A 19,245-nucleotide genomic window follows, 5' to 3' on the forward strand; every position below is an offset into this window, starting at 1 on the left:
TATGTTTGCAACCATGAACAAATTCATTTACTTCCCAGCAGTGCTGATTGCGTTCATTGCATCATGCAATACGCAGAAGAATGCATCGAAATTCCGGTTCACAACACCGGAAGCAGGCATGGTGGTTAAAATCGGTGATGCCATTCCGCTGAAGTTGGAGTTTCCCAGTGATGTGTCCATCGATTCGATCGTATATTCGATGGATGATGAGGTACTGGCTCGAAAGACGGATAGCACACCTATAACCCTTGACACCGAAAAAGCGGCTTTTGGGAGCCGAACGATTAGTGCTCGACTCTATTATGGTGGCGAAGAGCGGATAGCATATAGCAACATTGTGGTGGTGCCCCCCACTCCGAAGCGCTATGGGTTCAAGGTTGTGAACGAATATCCCCATGATCCCAAAGCCTATACACAAGGACTGGAGTTCGATGACAATGGCGCCTTGTATGAGAGCACGGGAAACGAGAGTACCGGCCAAAATGGTAAATCTTCACTCCGTAAGATTAATTATCAAAGCGGAGAAGTGTTACGGCGGATTGATTTGGATGAAAATTACTTCGGCGAGGGGCTGACGATTGTCGGTGACAAAATCATCCAGCTCACTTGGCGCGAAAAGATCGGTTTTGTTTATAGCAAAAATAACTTTGCCAAGATTGGAGAGTTTCCATACGGTCAAAGCCCCGAAGGTTGGGGGCTTTGCTACGATGGCAATCGCCTCATCAAATCCGATGGCAGCAGCAAACTCTATTTCCTTAATAAGGACACCTACGTTGAGGAGGGGTTCGTCGAAGTATTCAATGATCGAGGGCCTGTAGATAGTCTCAATGAACTGGAATACATCGATGGCAAGGTGTACGCCAATGTTTATCAGGAAGATACCATTGTCATTATAAACCCGCAGACAGGGGCCATTGAAGGAGAAGCCAATCTTATTGGTATCTATCCGGATAAGGCAACCAGTAACAACGAGCTTAATGGCATTGCGTATGACCGACAGGGTGATCGACTTTTTGTGACGGGGAAACTTTGGAGCAAGCTTTATGAGATTGAGTTGATAGCACGGTAATGTTTAGTGATATCAAATACTTTTTTAAGTACCGGGAGAAAGCGGTTGACCGGACCATGCTGTATATCAGTTTGCTCTGTGCATTGGCGGTCTTGTTTCATGTGGGTTACAATAAAGACAAGGTTACCGCCCAATATTTCGATACCGTTAGCATCCGGCTGTTTTACGGGCTCTTTGCGTTGAATGTCCTTCGCACGATATTGTCCATTATCGTGGCAAAACGGGTGGAAGTGGCTCATTATGGTGGGCTGATACTCATGCTGTATTTTTCGATCGTTACATTGGCAAGGGTATCGGAGCATGGGGCTTTATCGTTTTTACAACAGGAAGAGTGGCTGTATCTGGGGGTTTTTGCCGTTTTTCTGACCGAACTATCCAAGAATAGCCTGTTTTTCGACAATTTTTATTTTAATCCCACTATTCTTTTCGTCATCAGTTTTTTGGTGCTGATTCTGATAGGTACGTTGCTCCTGATGTTGCCACGCACCACACACGATCAACCCTTGAGTTTTGTGGATGCATTGTTTATGGCCACAAGTGGGGTATGCATTACGGGGCTGTCGGTCATCGATGTATCTTCGCGCCTTACGATCTTTGGCCAATCCGTATTGATGGTACTCATTCAGGTAGGGGGCTTGGGCATCATGACCTTCACAGGCTTTTTCGGGTATTTCTTTTCGGGCGGGTTTTCGTATAAAAACCAATTGATGTACAGCGAAATCCTTGGACATAACAAGGTCGCCTCGGTAATCAATACCTTGTTTAAGATTGTATTTATTACCTTGTTTTTCGAAGCAATTGGAGCGGCGTTGATCTATTTTAGTATGGATGCTTCGGATTTTTCATCCAATGGCGAACGCTTGTTTTTCGCGGTATTCCATACCATATCGGCCTTTTGCAATGCGGGGTTTTCAATAATTAATGACGGTATGCACAACCCGATAATGCGCTTTAACTACAACCTACAGCTTGTCATCGCCATGCTGTTTATATTGGGAGGCTTCGGATTTGCCATTGTGCTGAACACCTATACCTTCATCAAACGCTGGGCAATCAATATTTTTAGGCGGATGTTTTATGGACGACCCTTTGTCTACAGGGCGTGGGTCATGAGTTTCAATTCGCGCCTGATTGCGTGGACAACCGCTATACTCATTGTTTTTGGGACAATAAGCACCGTTGTGTTGGAATATGACCAAACGCTGGCTGAACACAATACGCTGTGGGGTAAATGGGTTGCGGCCTTTTTCTCCGGGACCTCAACGCGTACTGCGGGTTTCAACGTATTGGATATGGAAGGGGTTACGTTTCCTACCGTTATGCTGACGATGTTGCTGATGTGGATCGGAGGGTCCCCAGGTTCTACGGCGGGGGGTATCAAAACCACCACATTTGCTGTTGCATTCCTCAATATTATCAGCTTGGCCAAGGGGAAGGATAGTTTGGAGATTTTCAAGCGAAAGATATCAAACGATGCCGTGAACAAGGCTTTTGCCATCATCATGTTGTCGTTGCTGGCCCTTGGGGTTTCTGTGTTTGCACTGACCATCACGGATGGCGACAAGGGACTGATGGATATTGCTTTTGAGTGTTTCTCGGCTTACGCCACCTGTGGACTCAGTTTAGGCATCACACCTGAACTCAGCGACGGGGGTAAAGTAATCATTACCTGTACCATGTTTATCGGTCGGGTTGGGCTATTGACCTTGTTGGTGGCCCTAATAAAAAACACCAGGAACATGAATGTTGCATATCCGCAAGAGAAGGTGTTATTTTAACGCGCTAAATTTATTCATATTATGAAGTACATTGTTTTAGGCCTTGGGAATTTTGGGAAGTCATTGGCCATTCGTCTCACCGAACTGGGGCATGAAGTGATTGGTGTGGACAACCGTATGGCTAAGGTTGAGCAGTTGAAGGAAAAAATTACCCACACCGTATGCATGGATAGCACGGATGTGGATGCGGTAAGTGCACTCCCCTTGAAGGATGCGCATGCTGTCATTGTGGCTATCGGAGAAGATGAGGGTGCTTCATTATTGACCACCGCGCTGCTGAAGCAACTCCCTGTGAAGCGGATCATTGGCCGGGTTGTTTCCGACCTCCAAAAGACGGTATTGGAGGCCATGAGCATTGACGAATACATCATGCCAGAGGAAGAGACGGCCGGTCGCTTGGCGATGCGTTTGGACAATATCGATATTGTGGATTCCTTCAAAATATCGGATAAGTATAGCATCATCGAAACCAAGGTGCCCGCGAAATATGTGGGGATGACCCTGAAGGAGGCCAATTTGACCAATAAATATAAAGTAATTGTGCTCACCACGCTTCAAACATCCGAGCGGCTTGAAAAGGGGAAAATGAAAATTTGCAAGGAGGCTACGGGCATAGCTAAGTCTGATACGGTGCTGGTAGAAGGAGACATCTTGGTCTTGTTTGGTGAGTTGAAGGATATCAACCGGCTTATCCAAAAAGGAGAGTGAACCTCTCCATTGCCATTTGCATATAAAAGCCATTTTATCTATGTTTGGCACTTGATCATTACAACCAATAGCAATACATGAAAACCTGGTTCAACAGTAATTCAACCCATCTGGCCATCATTGGCATATTCATCGCCATCAGTTTCCTGTATTTCCCCTCCGCGTGGCAAGGCAAGGTGCTGTATCAAAATGATGTGCTGCAAGCCCAAGCGGGACAAAAAGAAATCTTGGACATCAAGGAACGCGATGGGGATATGCCACTGTGGACCAATTCGATGTTTAGCGGGATGCCGACATACCAAGTGTTGATTGACCTGCCAAATAACATCGGCACCTATATCATGAGGGGGTTCAAGGGAATTTTTCCACATCCCATCGATGTGGTGTTGTTGTACTTGCTCGGATCTTATTTATTATTCAGTGTTTTGCGCATAAGGCCCTGGTTAGCCGCTGTTGGGGCTATTGCTTTCGCGTTCTCCTCGTATAATTTTATTTATATCGATGCAGGGCATGCCAATAAAACCTATGCGATTGCGTTCATGGCTCCGATATTGGCGGGAATCCTGTTGGCTTTCCGGGGTAAATACCTGTTGGGAACCGTCATATTGGCGTTTGCTATGGCCCTGGAAATCCGGGTAAACCATATCCAAGTGACGTATTACCTATTTTTGGTGGCGCTGATATTGGTGGGGATAGAACTCTATCATGCCGTCCGAGAGAAAAGGGTGCTAGGATTTGGCAAAGCCATAGCCTGTCAGGCCGGGGCTGTGATTATCGCCCTTGCCGTAAATGCATCCCTCCTTTGGCCTACTTATGAATATAGTAAGGAATCAATACGGGGGCAGGCAAATTTGAAGACGGAAGGTACTCAACGGTCCGATAATGGTGTAAGTCGCGAATATGCCTACCAATGGAGCCAAGGGGTGGGTGAAAGCCTTACGTTCTTGATTCCAAATGCCTACGGTGGAGGGATATCTACGCAGTTGGATGCAACGTCCAACGTGGCAAAATTGGTGATGAGCAAGGGGGTTGATCCCAATCAGGCAATGCAGTTTGTGGCCAATTTGCCAACCTATTGGGGAGAGAAAGAGTTCACCTCGGGTCCATGGTATTTTGGAGCAGGTATTGTCTTCCTGTTTATATTGGGGCTGGTCATCGTCAAAGGTCGGCTTAAGTGGTGGCTAGTGGGAGCTACAGCGTTGGTATTGTTGCTATCCTTTGGTAGACACTTTCCGTTGGTTTCCGATTTGTTCTTTGATTATTTCCCCATGTACAATAAGTTTAGAGCCGTCGAATCCATCTTGATTATGGCCGTGCTATTGGTGCCCATATTGGCTATATTGGCTATAAATGCAATTATTACCGATGGCAATACAATCAAGAACCTAAACAAAAAAGTACTATATGTTTTATATGGCGTGGGTGGTGTGACCTTACTTATTGCCATCCTGCCGGACCTCTTTTTGAGTTTCAAAAGTTCCAGCCACCAAGCCATGATTCAGCAATATGGCCAGCAGATGCGGGACAATACCTTTGCCAATGAAATGGTGGCAGCTTTGGTCAAGGATCGGGCAGCTTTGGCAAGGGCCGATGCTTTCCGTTCGCTGCTTTTCATTGTGGTTACATTTGCATTGGTATGGCTGCTGGTCAAAAACAAACTCAAGGCGCAAATGGCCGTGGTGTTACTTGGAGCAGTCACATTGATTGATTTATGGGGTGTTGATAAACGGTATTTGAATGAAGAGGGATTTGCAGACCAGCTGCAATTGACGCGGCAATTCAATGTGGAGCGCGAGGTGGACAAGCTCATCCTGATGGACAAAGATCCCAACTATCGGGTAATGGACCTGACGACAAATCCATTTGCCGATGCCCGTACATCCTATTTTCACAAGTCTATCGGTGGATACAGTGCTGCCAAGCTTATGCGCTACCAGGAAGTCATTGAAAGGCAGTTTGCAGGGGCCATCAATGAGGATGTGTTGGATATGCTCAATACACGCTATTTGATTACAACAGATAACCAAAACAGCCAACGGATCCAGCGGCGGAGTACGGCGGCTGGCAATGCTTGGTTTGTGGAAAAGGTGACCTTGGTGAAGGATAACGAGGAGGAGATGCAGGCCATCAACGGGTTTAACCCGCTCAAGGAAGCATTTATTCATGAGGAGTTTAAGCTGCACTTGGACGAGAAGCGATTGGGGCAGCCTGGGAATGCGAGTATTAAGCTTACTTCATACCGCCCCGATCGGCTGGTATACGAATACTCGACTCCCAATGATGCATTGGCAGTATTTTCTGAAGTATGGTATGACAAGGGGTGGAAGGCTTTTGTGGACGGGGAAGAACGCCCGATCTTACGGGCTAATTACCTATTACGGGCACTGCAATTGCCGGGAGGAAATCATGAAGTTGAATTTAAGTTTGAGCCGCGGTCCTATCACCTCGGCGAAACCATCTCCTTGATTGCGTCTATTGTGCTATTGTTGGGCTTGGGGGCTGTCATTTGGCTGGAGATCAAGCGTAAACCGGAGCAAGTGCCAACTAAAAAAGCTTAAGCTGCGGATCAGTTACCCTGAATGATCGTCGATGATGGGGGGTGAAACCATGTTGTAGAATGGCACTGCGATGCTGTATGGTGGGATACCCTTTGTTTTGCAACCAACCGTACTGCGGAAATCCATTGGCAAGCTCCCTCATGTGGTCGTCACGGTAGGTCTTGGCCAAAATAGAGGCAGCAGCGATAGACAGGTATTTGCCATCCCCTTTTACGATGCAGCAATGTGGGGTTTGCTGGTAGGGGATAAATCGATTGCCGTCAACGATAATGTATTCAGCCTTTAAATCTAATTGATCAAGTGCTCTATGCATGGCCAAATAGGAAGCATTATGGATGTTTATTTTGTCGATTTCCGCCGCGCTTACGCTGGCCACGGCAAAGGCCAAGGCTTCCGATTCGATGATGGGCCGCAATTCGTAACGTCGTATAGCGGACAGCTGCTTGGAATCTGTAAGTATTTCATGCCTGAAATCTTTAGGGAAAATCACTGCCGCGGCAAAAACAGGGCCGGCCAAACATCCTCTGCCTGCTTCGTCACAACCAGCTTCAACAAGAACGTCCTGGTGCTTGGATAGTAGCATTGTTTTCTTTCATTTCGTTAACAGGTAACAAAAATATACTTTTATCTTGAGGAATCAAGCGTATGTTTGATTTACGAGGAAGGCAATTAATCAAAGTTTAAATGCCTATATGTAATAATTCTTATACAATTAAACTTATCAATTATGCTAGTGTCAAAATCACACATTTTGTTAGTAACCATGGCTTTGAAAGCGCTTACAATAATTGTCTTGATGTTTGCTGTAACGAATCCCGTTTCCGCCCAGCGGAATAAAGGCAACGTACAGCAATCGTTGGATCGGGCTACCGACATTGTTATTGACGGCAAACTTGACGACTGGGGCGATACGTTGATTTACGAGTATACAACCCAAAACCTTCGATATCACATCAAGAATGATGACGACAACCTATATGTGGCCGTACGAGTGAACGATAAAGACCGGCAGATGCAAATTTTTGCGCAAGGGCTCGCCTTCATGGTTAATACCAGGGGCAAAAAAAGAGAGGGTCCTACGGTTTATTTTCCTGTTGCCGATCGATTGGCCCTCCGTTCGATCATGTCTGCCGACAACGATGACCGCCCCGATGACATGCGGAAAGGGGCACTGAAAGCCATCCGCGCCATTTATGTCATGCGGTTTGACGATGTGCTTGACGGACAGATTTCCTTGGAAAACACCTATGGTATCGATGCTCAAGCGACATTAGATACTACCGATGCAATGTGTGTAGAAATGGTGGTGCCGCTGGAGCGATTGGGTGTATCCATCAGCGACCAGGATGAGCTGGCCTTCAATGTGAAGATTAATGGGGTAATGGTGCCGGGGAGCGGCAGTTCGGCCAGCACCATGCGTAGGGGATACCCTTATGGCTATGGCTACGGTTATCCTTATGGTTATGGGCAGCAAACACCATCAAAGCCCCGGGAGGAGTCGGGCGTATGGGTAAAGGCTCCTTTGGCAAGAGAATAAAGATTTTTTTATAAATAACTAAATGACTACTTTCAATCAATCAGGTCTTAAACAAACCACGAAAGCATGCCTATTGGTTGCTTTATTTTTATCACTCGGTTTATCGGGGTTTTCGCAAATTAAGAAACGGGTTCAGGGTACGCTGAATAACCAAAGCGGGGAGGCTATCGTGGGAGCGTCCATCAAACTGATATCTGACCTCGATTCCGTACAGACAAGCTCGGGCAGAGGCGGACTTTTTTCCTTCAATAATATAAAGGGCGAACGTTTTGTGCTTACGGTGACCAGCTTGGGGTTTGATACCTTCCGGCAAAACTATGCCTTTGAATCAGGCAAAAGCGAATTGATGATGTCCATCAGCCTTAATGAATCAAGCCAGATGCTTGCAGAGGTCTCCATTACCGGGGTGGCGGCCATTACCGTAAAGGAAGATACCTTGGAATACCGCACCAAGGATTTGCGCCTGCGTGAGGGTGCTTTGGTAGAGGATGCGCTCAAGAAGCTTGATGGGGTGGAAGTGGACAAAGATGGCAATGTGACCGCGCAGGGCGAAACGGTGACCCGTGTGCGGATTAATGGCAAGGACTTTTTTGGGGGTGATGTGAAAACGGCTACCAAAAACCTTCCCGCAGAAATCATCGAGAAAATTCAGATTGTGGATGACTATGGAGACATGGCCAATATCACTGGTAACCGTACGGGGGATCCGGAAAGGATTTTAAACATCGAGATTGCACCGAGCCGAAATAATGGAGATTTTGGAAATTATCGGGTAGGCGGTGGAACGGAGGAACGGTACCAATTGACAGGAATGTACAGCATGTTTAAAGATGGCCTGCAGCTGTCTGCGCTGGGCAATCTCAATAATACGAATGCCTCGCTATTTGACTTCAACATCCGTGGTGGTGGCGCACGCAGAGGCCGCGGTGGAGGGGGAAGCTTCGGCCGCGGGTTTGGCGGCGGCTGGGGCGGGAGCAACGGGCTCACTAACACCGGCTCCATTGGATTTAATTACCGACAGGATGTGAATGACAAACTCACCATGTACGGCAATTATAGCTATGGGCACAATGATAATACGACATTGAGCAACACCTATGATTTTCAGGATTTCAGGGATACCGTGCTGATCAAAAATGGAAATACTAATAATGGGTCAATCGGAAACGACCACCGATTTGACTACAACATCGAGTACAAGCCCAATGACAAAGATTACATCAAGATTTCTCCGACGTTCAGTCTCCGAAGTGGCAATAGTAATAATGTGATTTTCAGGGATAATATATTGAACGAAAATTTGATTAATGAGGAGACCAATCTCAATAGCGACAAATCCTATTCCCCTAATTTCGGTGGCAGTGGGTTGTATAATCGAAGACTGAATGATCGGGGACGTAATGTGTTCGTCAATTTTTCCCTAAACTCTTCAAGTACCGACCAAGACCAGGAAAATATACGGGATGCGCTATTGTATGCAACCGCGGAGGAGGCTGAAGAGATTTATCAACGGTCGATCGTAGATCTGCGGAATAAAAACCTCAATGGGGGGGCCTCGTTGTCGTATATTGAACCACTGGGGAAAAACAGCAATTTGGAAGTCAATTATGATTATAACTTCGCGACTTATGATAATTCCAGAACGAACAATGCATATGACGCTGACGGAGGGTTGATCAATGATCCAAGCCTGACGTTCAGCCGTGATCTCGACTACACATTTTCCACGCATCGGGCAGGATTGACCTACCGCTACCGCACCGATAAATTGAACTATTCCATAGGTGCAAGTGCCCAGCCCAACCTGTTGCGCGGAGAAGCCAATGTGGATGGTGTCATCATTCCGATAAGCCGTAATGGATTTAACTTTGTGCCGGTAGCACGGGTGGAATATAAGTTTTCACGCTCCAAATCGCTGAATTTGAATTATAGCGGGCGCGCAAACGAACCGAGTTTCTCGCAACTGCAACCTTTTACGGATGCAACTAACCAAGCGGCACCCGTGACGGGCAACCCAAACTTGAACGCTGAGTTTTCGCATGAAGTCCGGTTGAATTACCGCAACTTCAATGTCAGTGGAGGCAATTCAATATTCGCCTCGCTTTCGGGTACGATGACGGAAGACCGTATCGTGACCAACCGCACTCAATACGTGGATTCCATTGGTGTCGTGCAGGCCACGGAATACCTCAATGCCGATGGCTTTTACAACGTGCGTGGATTCTTCAACTTTTCAAAGCCATTTTCCGATAGGAAATATGTGGTTTCTTTATCAGGATTTTCATCGTACAATAATAATGTATCCTATACAAGTTCCATTGAAAACATCGCTCGCAATCTGGTGCTTTCACCCGGCCTTAACTTGCAATACAATCCCAAAGAAACCATCGAGATCACGCCAGGGGTAAGGTACACCTATAATACAACGACCAATACTGTTTCGTCCCGCACGAATAGTGACGTGTCTACCTGGGCACTGACCTTGAATAGTATAATCAACATTACACCCACGTGGGTATGGGGTGGCGACTTTGCCAAAACCAGCAATACTGGCTATACCAGCGGCGTAGATGCCAACCCAGTAATCATTAATACATACATCGAAAAGCAGTTTTTCAAGGGGCGCAATGGGGCTATACGCTTCCAAGCCTATGACCTGCTCAATGAGCAAATCAATGTGTCGCGTAACGTCACCGAAAATGGGTATTTAGATAGCCGCAGCAATCGGTTAGCCCGCTACTTCATGCTTACGCTGTCTTATCGTTTCTCCAACTTTGCCGGTGGAAGCATGGGCATGGACGGCCCTGGAGGCCCGGGTGGATATCGGCGTGGTGGATGATTCTAAATAGCCCATTAAGTTTGAAGTTCAAACCTAACAGGTTTCAAAAACCTGTTAGGTTTTTTTGCTATCTTGCGCGGCTATGGAATATGGGCTTGTTCATCTACCTAATGGCATCAGGATAGTTCTGCATCCCGTTGCTTCATCGGTGTCTCATGCATGCATGATTATCAATGCTGGTGCTAGAGACGAGCAGGAGGGTCGCTATGGGTTAGCACATTTCATCGAGCATTTGTTGTTCAAGCAAACCGAAAAGCGGAGTACTAACCAGATTCTGAATCGCCTCGAATCCGTTGGAGGCGACTTGAATGCCTATACTACCAAGGAATATACCTGCATTCATGCCTCTTTCCTATCACCTTATTTAGCGCGAGCCCTGGATTTGTTCGAGGATTTGTTTTTTCATTCCGTTTTTCCAGCGCATGAAATGGAAAAGGAAAAGGGCGTAATTATGGATGAGATGGCGTCATATCTAGATAGCCCCGAAGAATCTATCATGGATGATTTTGAAGATCAAGTGTTTGAAGGGCATGGCTTGGGGCATAATATCCTAGGGACAGCCGCAGATTTGCAAGCCTTGTCCAAAACGGACATTGTCGATTTCATCCAACAAAACTACAACACCCATGAGATTGTCATCGGGATCAGTGGAAAATATTCCTTGAAGAAAGTTCGGGTCATGGCCGAAAAAATCTTAGGCTGGATACCTGATCATCATACACCTAGAAGAAGGCTGGTGCCTACGGAAATAAAACCGCAACGATTGACCCACCATAAACCCATCAACCAAACACATCATGTAATGGGGGCCAAGGCGTATAGCATCCATGATGAAAATAAGACCGGATTATTGCTGCTTAATAACCTGCTTGGGGGAATGGGGATGAGTTCACGACTCAATTTGGTTGTGCGTGAAAAACACGGCATAGCGTACACCGTGGAGTCTAACTACACCCCCTACTCGGATACCGGGCTTTTCCATATTTACTTTGGTACAGATGAGGAAAAAATGGATAGGGCACTGAAACTTGTGCACCGAGAGCTGAAAAAATTGCGTGAGCAGAAGCTTGGCGTATTGCAATTGTATCAGGCCAAGCAGAAGTTTATCGGCCAAATCGCATTAGGTGAAGAAAACCGCCTTAACCTTATTATCACGCTGGCCAAGAGCTTGCTGGATTATAACGAAGTACAAACCTTGGAAGAGGTCTTTGCCAAGATCAGCGCTGTTGAAGGGAGTCTCCTACTTCAGATTGCCAACGAGATCTTTGACGACAACAATCTTTCGTCACTGAGCTTCATGCCGGAATAATATGTATTGAATGAGACGTTATTTACGCAATACCTATTATGACCATTTGGATTCACCGAAAAGTCGGGTGTGTCTTTTAATAATTTAATAACCTACCTTCTTTGGTTTTAAGGCGTAAATACACGAAATTCGTCCAGTTAGCCTTAATTTATGTCTGAATATAAGGAGTATACGGATATTCAACTGGTCACTTTACTCAAAGTGCGCAATGAAGAGGCGTTTGCGGAAATTTTTGACCGGTATTGGGGTATTTTATACATCCATGCGCAACGGATGCTTCAAGACGAAATGTCCGCCAAAGACGTTGTTCAAGAGGTTTTTATCGGCTTGTGGAAGAAATCAGCCATCCTGAATGTCCATGATAATCTTTCTTCCTATCTGTTTGTCGCTGTGCGGAATAAGGTGCTAAACCTAATTCGGGATAATAAAGTCAGGACAGATTATACGGGCTTGTTTGCTATGTATATCGAAGAATATGCGCATGAGACCCTCGATCAGCTGTATGAAAAGGAACTGTTGGAAGTCATCGAGGAAGTGGTCCAGTCGCTTCCCGAAAGGATGCGGCAGGTATTTGAGTTGAGCCGGAAAGAATACTTGAGCCATCGGCAGATCGCTGAGCGGCTTCATATTTCCGAAAAAACGGTAAAAAGGCAGGTTAGTAATGCGTTGCAGGTTCTCCGTGCACAGCTGCTCGACAAATAGCTATCCACGCTCTACCATCCACCGTTAAAAATCTCCCTTAAATTAACTAATATAAAAAGACGATTGGTGCTACATCCATAGCGCCCCAGCCGTGTCATATCACTAAGAGCATTAACCATGAGGTGATGAACGACCAGGAAAGAGCTAAGGAATTAATTGATAAATACCTTCGAAACGCGTGTACAGAGGAGGAAAGGGCGCTCGTAGAGCGGTTTTATCTGGATCAGTTCAGGAACCAGTTGCTGCCAACGGATGCGCCGTCCGACCGGCTCAAGGTTTCCCTTTGGGAACAGGTCTCGGAGGCCACAGCGGGCAAAAAGAGGAAACCGAAACCCTTGATTTGGCGATGGCCACGAGTGGCGGCAGCGGCGGCACTCGTGTTTCTGGCCGGATCGACACTGTATTTTTATGTGGGCCATATAAAACCGGAGGTGCAGGAAGATTGGATCGCAGGGGATGTAGGCCCCGGTGGAAACAAGGCCACCCTTGTTCTTGCCGATGGCCGCCAGATTGAACTGAGCGAGCATCAAGAAGGGGTTATTTTCCATCGCAACGAAGTGACTTACGATGATAATACCGCTGTTGCCGTGCTTCCATCGGGAGAAGGGGTGTTGCCGTCCGATCTTTATACCCTAAGCACACCGCGGGGCGGGCAGTACCGGTTGACCTTGCCCGACGGGACTGGTGTATGGCTGAATGCCGCTTCCTCCATTACGTACCCCGCCGCCTTTGGGGAAGGCGAACGCCGGGTGGAGCTGACTGGTGAAGCGTATTTTGAAGTGACCCACGACACGGCACAGCCTTTTATCGTGGAAACAGCAGGTCAGCAAGTGGAGGTTTTGGGTACACATTTCAATATCAATGCGTATCCGGACGAGGAGGTTAGCAAAACAACCCTGCTGGAAGGAGCGGTGCGAGTCTCCCTCTCCGAATCCCAGGTTTCGCGCCAGCTAGAACCCGGTCAACAGGCGAATATACAGCATGAGGTCATCCAGGTGGAGGACGTCGTTGACCCCGCTGACGCTATCGCTTGGAAAGAGGGCAAGTTTGCCTTTGACGAGGAATCGCTGGAAAGCATCCTGAAAAGGGTAGCCCGCTGGTATAATGTTGAAGTGGAGTATAAAGCCCCTCAAGCCAAGAATATTAGGTTTGGGGGCACCATGTCGCGGTTCGATAACATGTCAAAAGTACTCTCGAAGCTGGAGATTACTGGTGACGTTCAGTTTGAGATGATTCAGGGGAAAACGTCTAGGATTCTTGTGCGTATGAAATCAGATAAACGGTAATAATTAATTAACTAATTAACGGAATAATTTAAATCATAATCATGTCATGAAATACGAACAACCACCTTAAACCCGCCGGTCGGAAGCAATCAAAAAGGATCCCGGAAGTAATCCGGAATCCCTTAGCTCTGCCATGGTAGCCCACAATGTGGGTAGGAATAATTAATGAATATTAACTAATCTCGGTGGTGTATCAGCGCTGGAAACAAAGGGACACCGCCAAACGAGCAGATAAACAAATGTATAAAATTTATACGGATAAATTTTCATGCCCACATTCGGCCAACCATCCGGTCCTAAAAAAGATAATCATGTGGATGAACCTGACAACGATTTTGCTTACGATATCGATGATCCAGGTAAGCGCTGCCAGTTATGGACAGCGTGTCACCTATTCAGCGGATAAGGTCACCTTGAAAAAAATGTTCAGGGAGATTACCCGGCAGACGGGCTATGATGTGGTATATGCCATGGATAAGCTGGACAACAGTCAATCCGTCCGGGTTGATTTTAATGATGCGCCGCTGGAGGAGGTATTGACGTATTGCCTACAGGAACAGGTGCTGACGTACACCATTGAAGACAAAACCATTCTGATTAAAAATAAGGATGGTGTTCCCACGCAACAAAATGGAAATCTATTTTCTGAACGTCATAACAAGGAAGCGCAAGTTACGGTCAAGGGCCGTGTCATAGACGAAACAGGCACTTCTTTGGCGGGAGCGACGGTACGTGTGAAGGAAACCGGAAGGGCTACTTCAGCGGATACGGAGGGAAACTTTACGATTAACGCGGAGAGCGACCAGATCCTGGAAGTATCCCTCATCGGCTACCTGACGGAAGAAGTCCCCATCCGAGGACGCACCCAAATCGTCGTCCGGTTGAGGGAGGGCATTACCGATATGGACGAAGTGGTCGTGGTGGGCTACGGGACACAGAAAAAGATCAACCTTACCGGTGCTGTCTCAGAAATTCAGGGAAGTGTACTGGATAACCGACCGGTGGCAGCGGCGAGTACCGGACTTCAGGGTTTACTTCCGGGCGTCACCATCACCTCCTCGTCTGGGCAGCCGGGCAGTCCGAATACGAGTATCCTGATAAGGGGAGTGAGTACCATCAACAGTCAGACCGAACCGCTAATTCTGATCGACGGCGTAGCGGGTGGGGATATCAATCTGATCAATCCAAGCGACATTGAGCGGGTGACCGTGTTGAAGGACGCCGCGTCGTCGGCCATTTATGGTGCCAGGGCCGCGAACGGGGTTATTCTGATCACCACCAAAAAGGGCAAAAGTGAAGGTAAGACCGCACTAAACTACTCCGGCTATTTTGGCGTTCAAACCCCGATATCGATGCCTGAATTGGTGAATGGACGGGAATACATGATGCTCGAAAATGAAGCCCGTAGTGCCCGGGGGGTGGCCATCCCGTATTCGGATGAGGCATTTGCGAGATACGACTCCGGGGATTTCCCTAATGACTACGCAAACACGGATTGGGTAGACGAGACCTTCAAGGCTTATTCAACACAACAGGGCCATAATTTCGATGTCAATGGTGGCGCTGGACAAACGTCGTATTACATGTCTTATGGACTCCTTGATCAGACTGGGCTGGTAGTGGGTGATCCGTACGCTTCTACACGGCACAATGTACGGCTACGGTTAAATACAGCCATCTCCGACCGTCTTCGGCTGGATGGGAACCTGAGTTTCATTGATTATTCTAGGCAAGACGCTGGAGGTTCCGGGACAGGCGGAGTCTTTCGTTTGGTGCAGCGGATCTCTCCGCTGCTCCCCGTTTGGTGGCAGGTACCCACGGATGGCGGTGGTTGGGAGGATTCACCCTATTGGTCGTATGGATCGGTGGGCAATCCGGTACGTGTGGCCCATGAATCGGGATATACCAAGAACTCTTCAAGAACATTCAACGGTAATTTCAATGCAACGCTCGACCTGATCGACGGCATGTATGCCAACGCACAATACGCTTACAATTATTACGCCAGTAGTGTGAAAGACTGGAGCCCGACGATGCCTCGATTCTCGGCCAATGGTACGCCCCATGCTGCAAATGATAACGCGGTGAATACCATAGCTGAAACGCAACGAAGCATCTTGACCCAAACGTTTGTGAGCACCTTGAATTACGAAAAGCAACTGGCAAAGCATGAGCTGAAACTCCTGGGTGGATTCTCTCAGGAATGGGCATATCAGCCGCTGCTTTCGGCGTCCCGTCAGAACGTGTTGCTAGAAGGTGTGGAAGAAATCAATGCGGGAACCGAAAATGTGGTCAATAGTGGCATGGCCGATCACTGGGCCCTACGCTCTTATTTTGGTCGACTGAATTATAGTTTTGACAATAAATACTTATTCGAAGCGAATGTGCGGTATGATGGGACATCCCGATTTGCCAAGGCAAACAGATGGGGGCTATTTCCTTCTTTTTCTGCAGGATGGAATTTTTCGCAAGAAAACTTCATGGCGTTCTCCAAGTCGGTGCTGAGCTTCGGAAAGCTGAGGGCTTCCTGGGGCGAGCTCGGAAATCAAAACATCAGCAACACCTATTATCCTTACTTGACCGAAATTGTGCATCAGGCTAGGGCTTATCCGATTGGCAATCGTGAAAACGTAGGCTTCATACAGAATGCGTTGGCCAATGAAAACATTCAGTGGGAGAGCATCAGAATGCTCAACCTCGGGATAGACCTCCGGCTATTCCGCGACCGGCTGGACCTATCATTCGATTGGTTTGAAAAAAACAACATGAATGCGTTGCTCAGACCAATCTACCCAACGGTCATTGGCATCACCACCGCCGCTAACCTTCCCTTTGAGAACATCGGTTCCATCGAAAATAGGGGCTGGGAGCTGAGCGTTGGCTGGCAAGACCAGGTAGGCGCCATCCGCTATGGGTTGACAGCTAATGTATGGGATGCCAAGAACAAGATTACCGATTTAGGAAATAGTGTTCCTTCGTTGGGAAATAATATCAGACGTGTTGGCGATCCTATTAATGGCTATTACGGCTATTTGACCAATGGCTTGGCCCAAATTGCCGATTTCGGCGCATACAACGATGTGACCGGGCGGTATACAAACCCTAATTTTGCCTTAATCAGCGCCTATGGTGATGTCATTCAGCCGGGAGACATCATTTACCGTGACGTTAGCGGACCCGACGGTATAGCCGACGGGATCATCGATAATTACGACAAGGTGGTTTTTGGGGATCCGTACCCTCGGTATTCGTATTCGCTACGGACATTCTTGGAATGGAACAATTTCGATCTTGCGCTCTATTTCCAAGGGGTGGGAAAGGTGAACGGCTATTTAAGTGAAGAAGCCCGTCATGCCTTTACCAATGACTATTCCATTCCCAAAACGGCTCACATGGATCGCTGGACACCAGACAACGTTGGGGCTTCCTATCCCCGGATGTACTACCAGCCGAACCACAACATCGTCTTTTCGGATTATTGGCTCGAAAATGCTTCTTATCTCCGGCTAAAGAATGTACAGGTAGGATATAGGCTTCCGGTACGCTTCGCGGAGAAGGTTGGAGCGAACCGGTTGAAAGTATACCTGTCTGCCGAAAACCTGTTTACGATCACGAACTATTTCGGTGGCTTCGACCCGGAAGTGAGGGAAACGTCTGGGGATGCTTATCCTCAAATGAAGACATTTGTATTCGGAGTTCAGGTCGGTTTTTAACATTTAAATCTCATAACAATGAATCGTTTTAAGTATATAACTTTAATGGTCGTGCTGCTCGTCTGCGGTTGTAACGACAGCTTTCTTGACCGGTATCCGTTGGACACGGCCACCCATGCAACCTATTGGAAAACCGAATATCAGTTAAAAGCAGCACTGTATCCGTGTTATGAAGGACTGCGGTATGATTTGATCATGAATCCGAATATCTTTGGAAACGATGTGGTGTGGGGAGCGTTGAGCAGTGGTTTGGTCTCCATTCCGGGCGGGAGGCATACGGCGTTGGACGGTTTTCCTTTTACTTCTATTTGGGGGTATTGTTACCAGAATATATTCGTATGCAACAATTTTCTCGACCATTATGACGCGGCAGAAATCGATCAGGATATCAAGGATGCTTATGCAGCGGAGGTGAGGGTAATCCGGGCATTGCAGTATTTCTGGCTGACTTCATATTGGGGCGACGTACCATTGGTTACGGAGGTAATTAACTCTTCCGAAGCCTATGGTCCCCGTAACCCAAGAAGCGAGGTTATCCAGTTCGTCTTAGACGACTTGGACTGGGCCGCAAGTAAGTTGGGCCCGGACATCGCAACCGGGGAAAATGTTGGCCGGATCAATCGTTGGGGAGCCCTTGCAGTAAAAGCCCGGATCGCGTTGCAGAATGAGTTATGGGAAGTTGCCGCCGCCACGGCGAAAGAGATCATGGACAACAGCCCGCACGCACTGTATCCCGATTACGGGGCATTATATCACCTGGAGGGCAATGCCGAGGTAAATCCCGGCAACAGGGAGGCGATTATCTATAGCCTGTACGTCGATGACATCCGGATGCACAATATGACCAACTATACCTGTACGGGTGTAGACTATATCCGGATAAATCCTTCCAAGCGGCTGGTAGATGCCTTCTTATGTACCGATGGCAAACCGGCAAAAACAGGATTGGAATATTACGATCGGACGGACGTCGAGGTTTCTGATCTATATACGTACCCAGAACAACACTATTCCGATTATTTCACGGAAAGAGACCCCCGGATGTCGATGACACTCTATACGCCCGGAGACGAATGGCCGGGGCGGGATGACGGCGACGCGGATGTGGATGTCACGAATCCGGTTTTTCAGCTACCACGGTTTGCTGTATTGCAAAACAACAACCGGTTGGGGGCAAATGGGCTGACCGGATTTTATTTCAAAAAGTACAATACCCCCGAGCTGGCCGGCGCCACAAACCGTGATCATAATAATCTCAATGTGATACGGTACGCTGAAATACTGCTCATCTATGCGGAAGCATTGTTCAATATACAGGGAGAAACACTGACTCAGGCGCAGATAGACATGACGGTAAACCAGCTCAGGGCGCGGGTGGATATGCACCCGATGCTGCTCACCGAGTTGGATGCTTGGGGCATGGACCTGAAAACAGAACTTCACCGGGAGCGCCGGGTAGAACTGTCCATGGATGGTATGCGGTATTTTGATATCTTACGATGGAGAGAGGGGGAAATCATGTTGGGTAAAGCGATGGTCGGCCCAAGCCTGACGGTCTGCCTTAACGATTTGGGTGCAAGCCCGTTCCCGGGTAATGGTGTCGATGAGTTTGGGGATATTATTTATCAAAAATCGGTTGCCGAGGGAGGGCTTGACCATTTTGATCCTAATAAGCACTATTTGTGGCCTGTACCCAACGCCGAGCGCGAAAAAAATCCGGCACTGGGACAAAATCCGGGGTGGTAA

The 19,245-nt window shown here is 47.5% G+C and carries 12 protein-coding genes; 11 read left to right on the forward strand and 1 reads right to left on the reverse strand.

The features are described 5' to 3' along the window. Positions 1 to 13: 13 nt before the first annotated feature. The 4 genes from NF543_RS03015 (at position 14) to NF543_RS03030 (ending at position 6,113) form a co-directional block, all read left to right on the forward strand. Positions 14 to 1,069 (forward strand): glutaminyl-peptide cyclotransferase, encoded by a 1,056-nt coding sequence (locus NF543_RS03015; protein WP_257666622.1) that lies wholly within the window; start codon positions 14 to 16, stop codon positions 1,067 to 1,069. After that, on the forward strand, positions 1,069 to 2,847 hold the full coding sequence (locus NF543_RS03020; RefSeq protein ID WP_257666623.1) for a TrkH family potassium uptake protein: 1,779 nt from the start codon (positions 1,069 to 1,071) through the stop codon (positions 2,845 to 2,847). The genes NF543_RS03015 and NF543_RS03020 overlap by 1 nt, the downstream gene beginning before the upstream one ends. A 21-nt stretch (positions 2,848 to 2,868) precedes the next feature. Next, complete coding sequence (locus tag NF543_RS03025) at positions 2,869 to 3,555, forward strand: potassium channel family protein (RefSeq protein WP_257666624.1); 687 nt, start codon at positions 2,869 to 2,871, stop codon at positions 3,553 to 3,555. 77 nt (positions 3,556 to 3,632) lie between these two features. After that, positions 3,633 to 6,113, forward strand: coding sequence for a YfhO family protein (locus NF543_RS03030; RefSeq protein ID WP_257666625.1), 2,481 nt, complete (start codon positions 3,633 to 3,635; stop codon positions 6,111 to 6,113). On the opposite strand, the gene rnhB is transcribed toward NF543_RS03030, so the two are convergent. Continuing rightward, the gene (rnhB, locus tag NF543_RS03035; RefSeq protein ID WP_257666626.1) at positions 6,100 to 6,696 is read right to left on the reverse strand and encodes a ribonuclease HII; all 597 of its coding nucleotides are present in this window, start codon (positions 6,694 to 6,696) and stop codon (positions 6,100 to 6,102) included. The two genes, NF543_RS03030 and rnhB, sit on opposite strands and share 14 nt — an antisense overlap. 144 nt (positions 6,697 to 6,840) lie before the next feature. Between rnhB and NF543_RS03040 the strand changes: the two genes are divergently transcribed. The 7 genes from NF543_RS03040 (at position 6,841) to NF543_RS03070 (ending at position 19,245) form a co-directional block, all read left to right on the forward strand. Continuing rightward, complete coding sequence (locus tag NF543_RS03040; protein ID WP_257666627.1) at positions 6,841 to 7,650, forward strand: DOMON domain-containing protein; 810 nt, start codon at positions 6,841 to 6,843, stop codon at positions 7,648 to 7,650. Positions 7,651 to 7,672: 22 nt separating this feature from the next. Beyond that, positions 7,673 to 10,489: a TonB-dependent receptor gene (locus tag NF543_RS03045; RefSeq protein ID WP_257666628.1), complete on the forward strand. Its 2,817-nt coding sequence runs from the start codon at positions 7,673 to 7,675 to the stop codon at positions 10,487 to 10,489. Between the two features lie 82 nt (positions 10,490 to 10,571). Beyond that, complete coding sequence (locus tag NF543_RS03050; RefSeq protein ID WP_257666629.1) at positions 10,572 to 11,798, forward strand: M16 family metallopeptidase; 1,227 nt, start codon at positions 10,572 to 10,574, stop codon at positions 11,796 to 11,798. Positions 11,799 to 11,948: 150 nt separating this feature from the next. Continuing rightward, positions 11,949 to 12,500, forward strand: coding sequence for an RNA polymerase sigma-70 factor (locus NF543_RS03055; protein ID WP_257666630.1), 552 nt, complete (start codon positions 11,949 to 11,951; stop codon positions 12,498 to 12,500). A 125-nt stretch (positions 12,501 to 12,625) separates the two neighbouring features. After that, a complete protein-coding gene (locus NF543_RS03060) occupies positions 12,626 to 13,786 on the forward strand; it encodes a FecR family protein (protein ID WP_257666631.1) in 1,161 nt (386 codons plus the stop codon). Positions 13,787 to 14,025: 239 nt separating this feature from the next. Beyond that, a complete protein-coding gene (locus NF543_RS03065; protein ID WP_257957426.1) occupies positions 14,026 to 17,499 on the forward strand; it encodes a TonB-dependent receptor in 3,474 nt (1,157 codons plus the stop codon). A gap of 18 nt (positions 17,500 to 17,517) precedes the next feature. Further along, complete coding sequence (locus tag NF543_RS03070; RefSeq protein WP_257666633.1) at positions 17,518 to 19,245, forward strand: RagB/SusD family nutrient uptake outer membrane protein; 1,728 nt, start codon at positions 17,518 to 17,520, stop codon at positions 19,243 to 19,245.

It is taken from the genome of Parapedobacter tibetensis, from assembly GCF_024704835.1.
In the GTDB taxonomy this organism is placed as follows: Bacteria; Bacteroidota; Bacteroidia; order Sphingobacteriales; family Sphingobacteriaceae; genus Parapedobacter; species Parapedobacter tibetensis.

Excerpts from the sequence above, each read along its gene's own strand:
- NF543_RS03015 (WP_257666622.1), top strand. The coding sequence starts at position 14 with ATGAACAAATTCATTTACTTCCCAGCAGTGCTGATTGCGTTCATTGCA.
- NF543_RS03020 (WP_257666623.1), top strand. The coding sequence starts at position 1,069 with ATGTTTAGTGATATCAAATACTTTTTTAAGTACCGGGAGAAAGCGGTT.
- NF543_RS03025 (WP_257666624.1), top strand. The coding sequence starts at position 2,869 with ATGAAGTACATTGTTTTAGGCCTTGGGAATTTTGGGAAGTCATTGGCC.
- NF543_RS03030 (WP_257666625.1), top strand. The coding sequence starts at position 3,633 with ATGAAAACCTGGTTCAACAGTAATTCAACCCATCTGGCCATCATTGGC.
- rnhB (WP_257666626.1), bottom strand. The coding sequence starts at position 6,696 with ATGCTACTATCCAAGCACCAGGACGTTCTTGTTGAAGCTGGTTGTGAC.
- NF543_RS03040 (WP_257666627.1), top strand. The coding sequence starts at position 6,841 with ATGCTAGTGTCAAAATCACACATTTTGTTAGTAACCATGGCTTTGAAA.
- NF543_RS03045 (WP_257666628.1), top strand. The coding sequence starts at position 7,673 with ATGACTACTTTCAATCAATCAGGTCTTAAACAAACCACGAAAGCATGC.
- NF543_RS03050 (WP_257666629.1), top strand. The coding sequence starts at position 10,572 with ATGGAATATGGGCTTGTTCATCTACCTAATGGCATCAGGATAGTTCTG.
- NF543_RS03055 (WP_257666630.1), top strand. The coding sequence starts at position 11,949 with ATGTCTGAATATAAGGAGTATACGGATATTCAACTGGTCACTTTACTC.
- NF543_RS03060 (WP_257666631.1), top strand. The coding sequence starts at position 12,626 with ATGAACGACCAGGAAAGAGCTAAGGAATTAATTGATAAATACCTTCGA.
- NF543_RS03065 (WP_257957426.1), top strand. The coding sequence starts at position 14,026 with ATGTATAAAATTTATACGGATAAATTTTCATGCCCACATTCGGCCAAC.
- NF543_RS03070 (WP_257666633.1), top strand. The coding sequence starts at position 17,518 with ATGAATCGTTTTAAGTATATAACTTTAATGGTCGTGCTGCTCGTCTGC.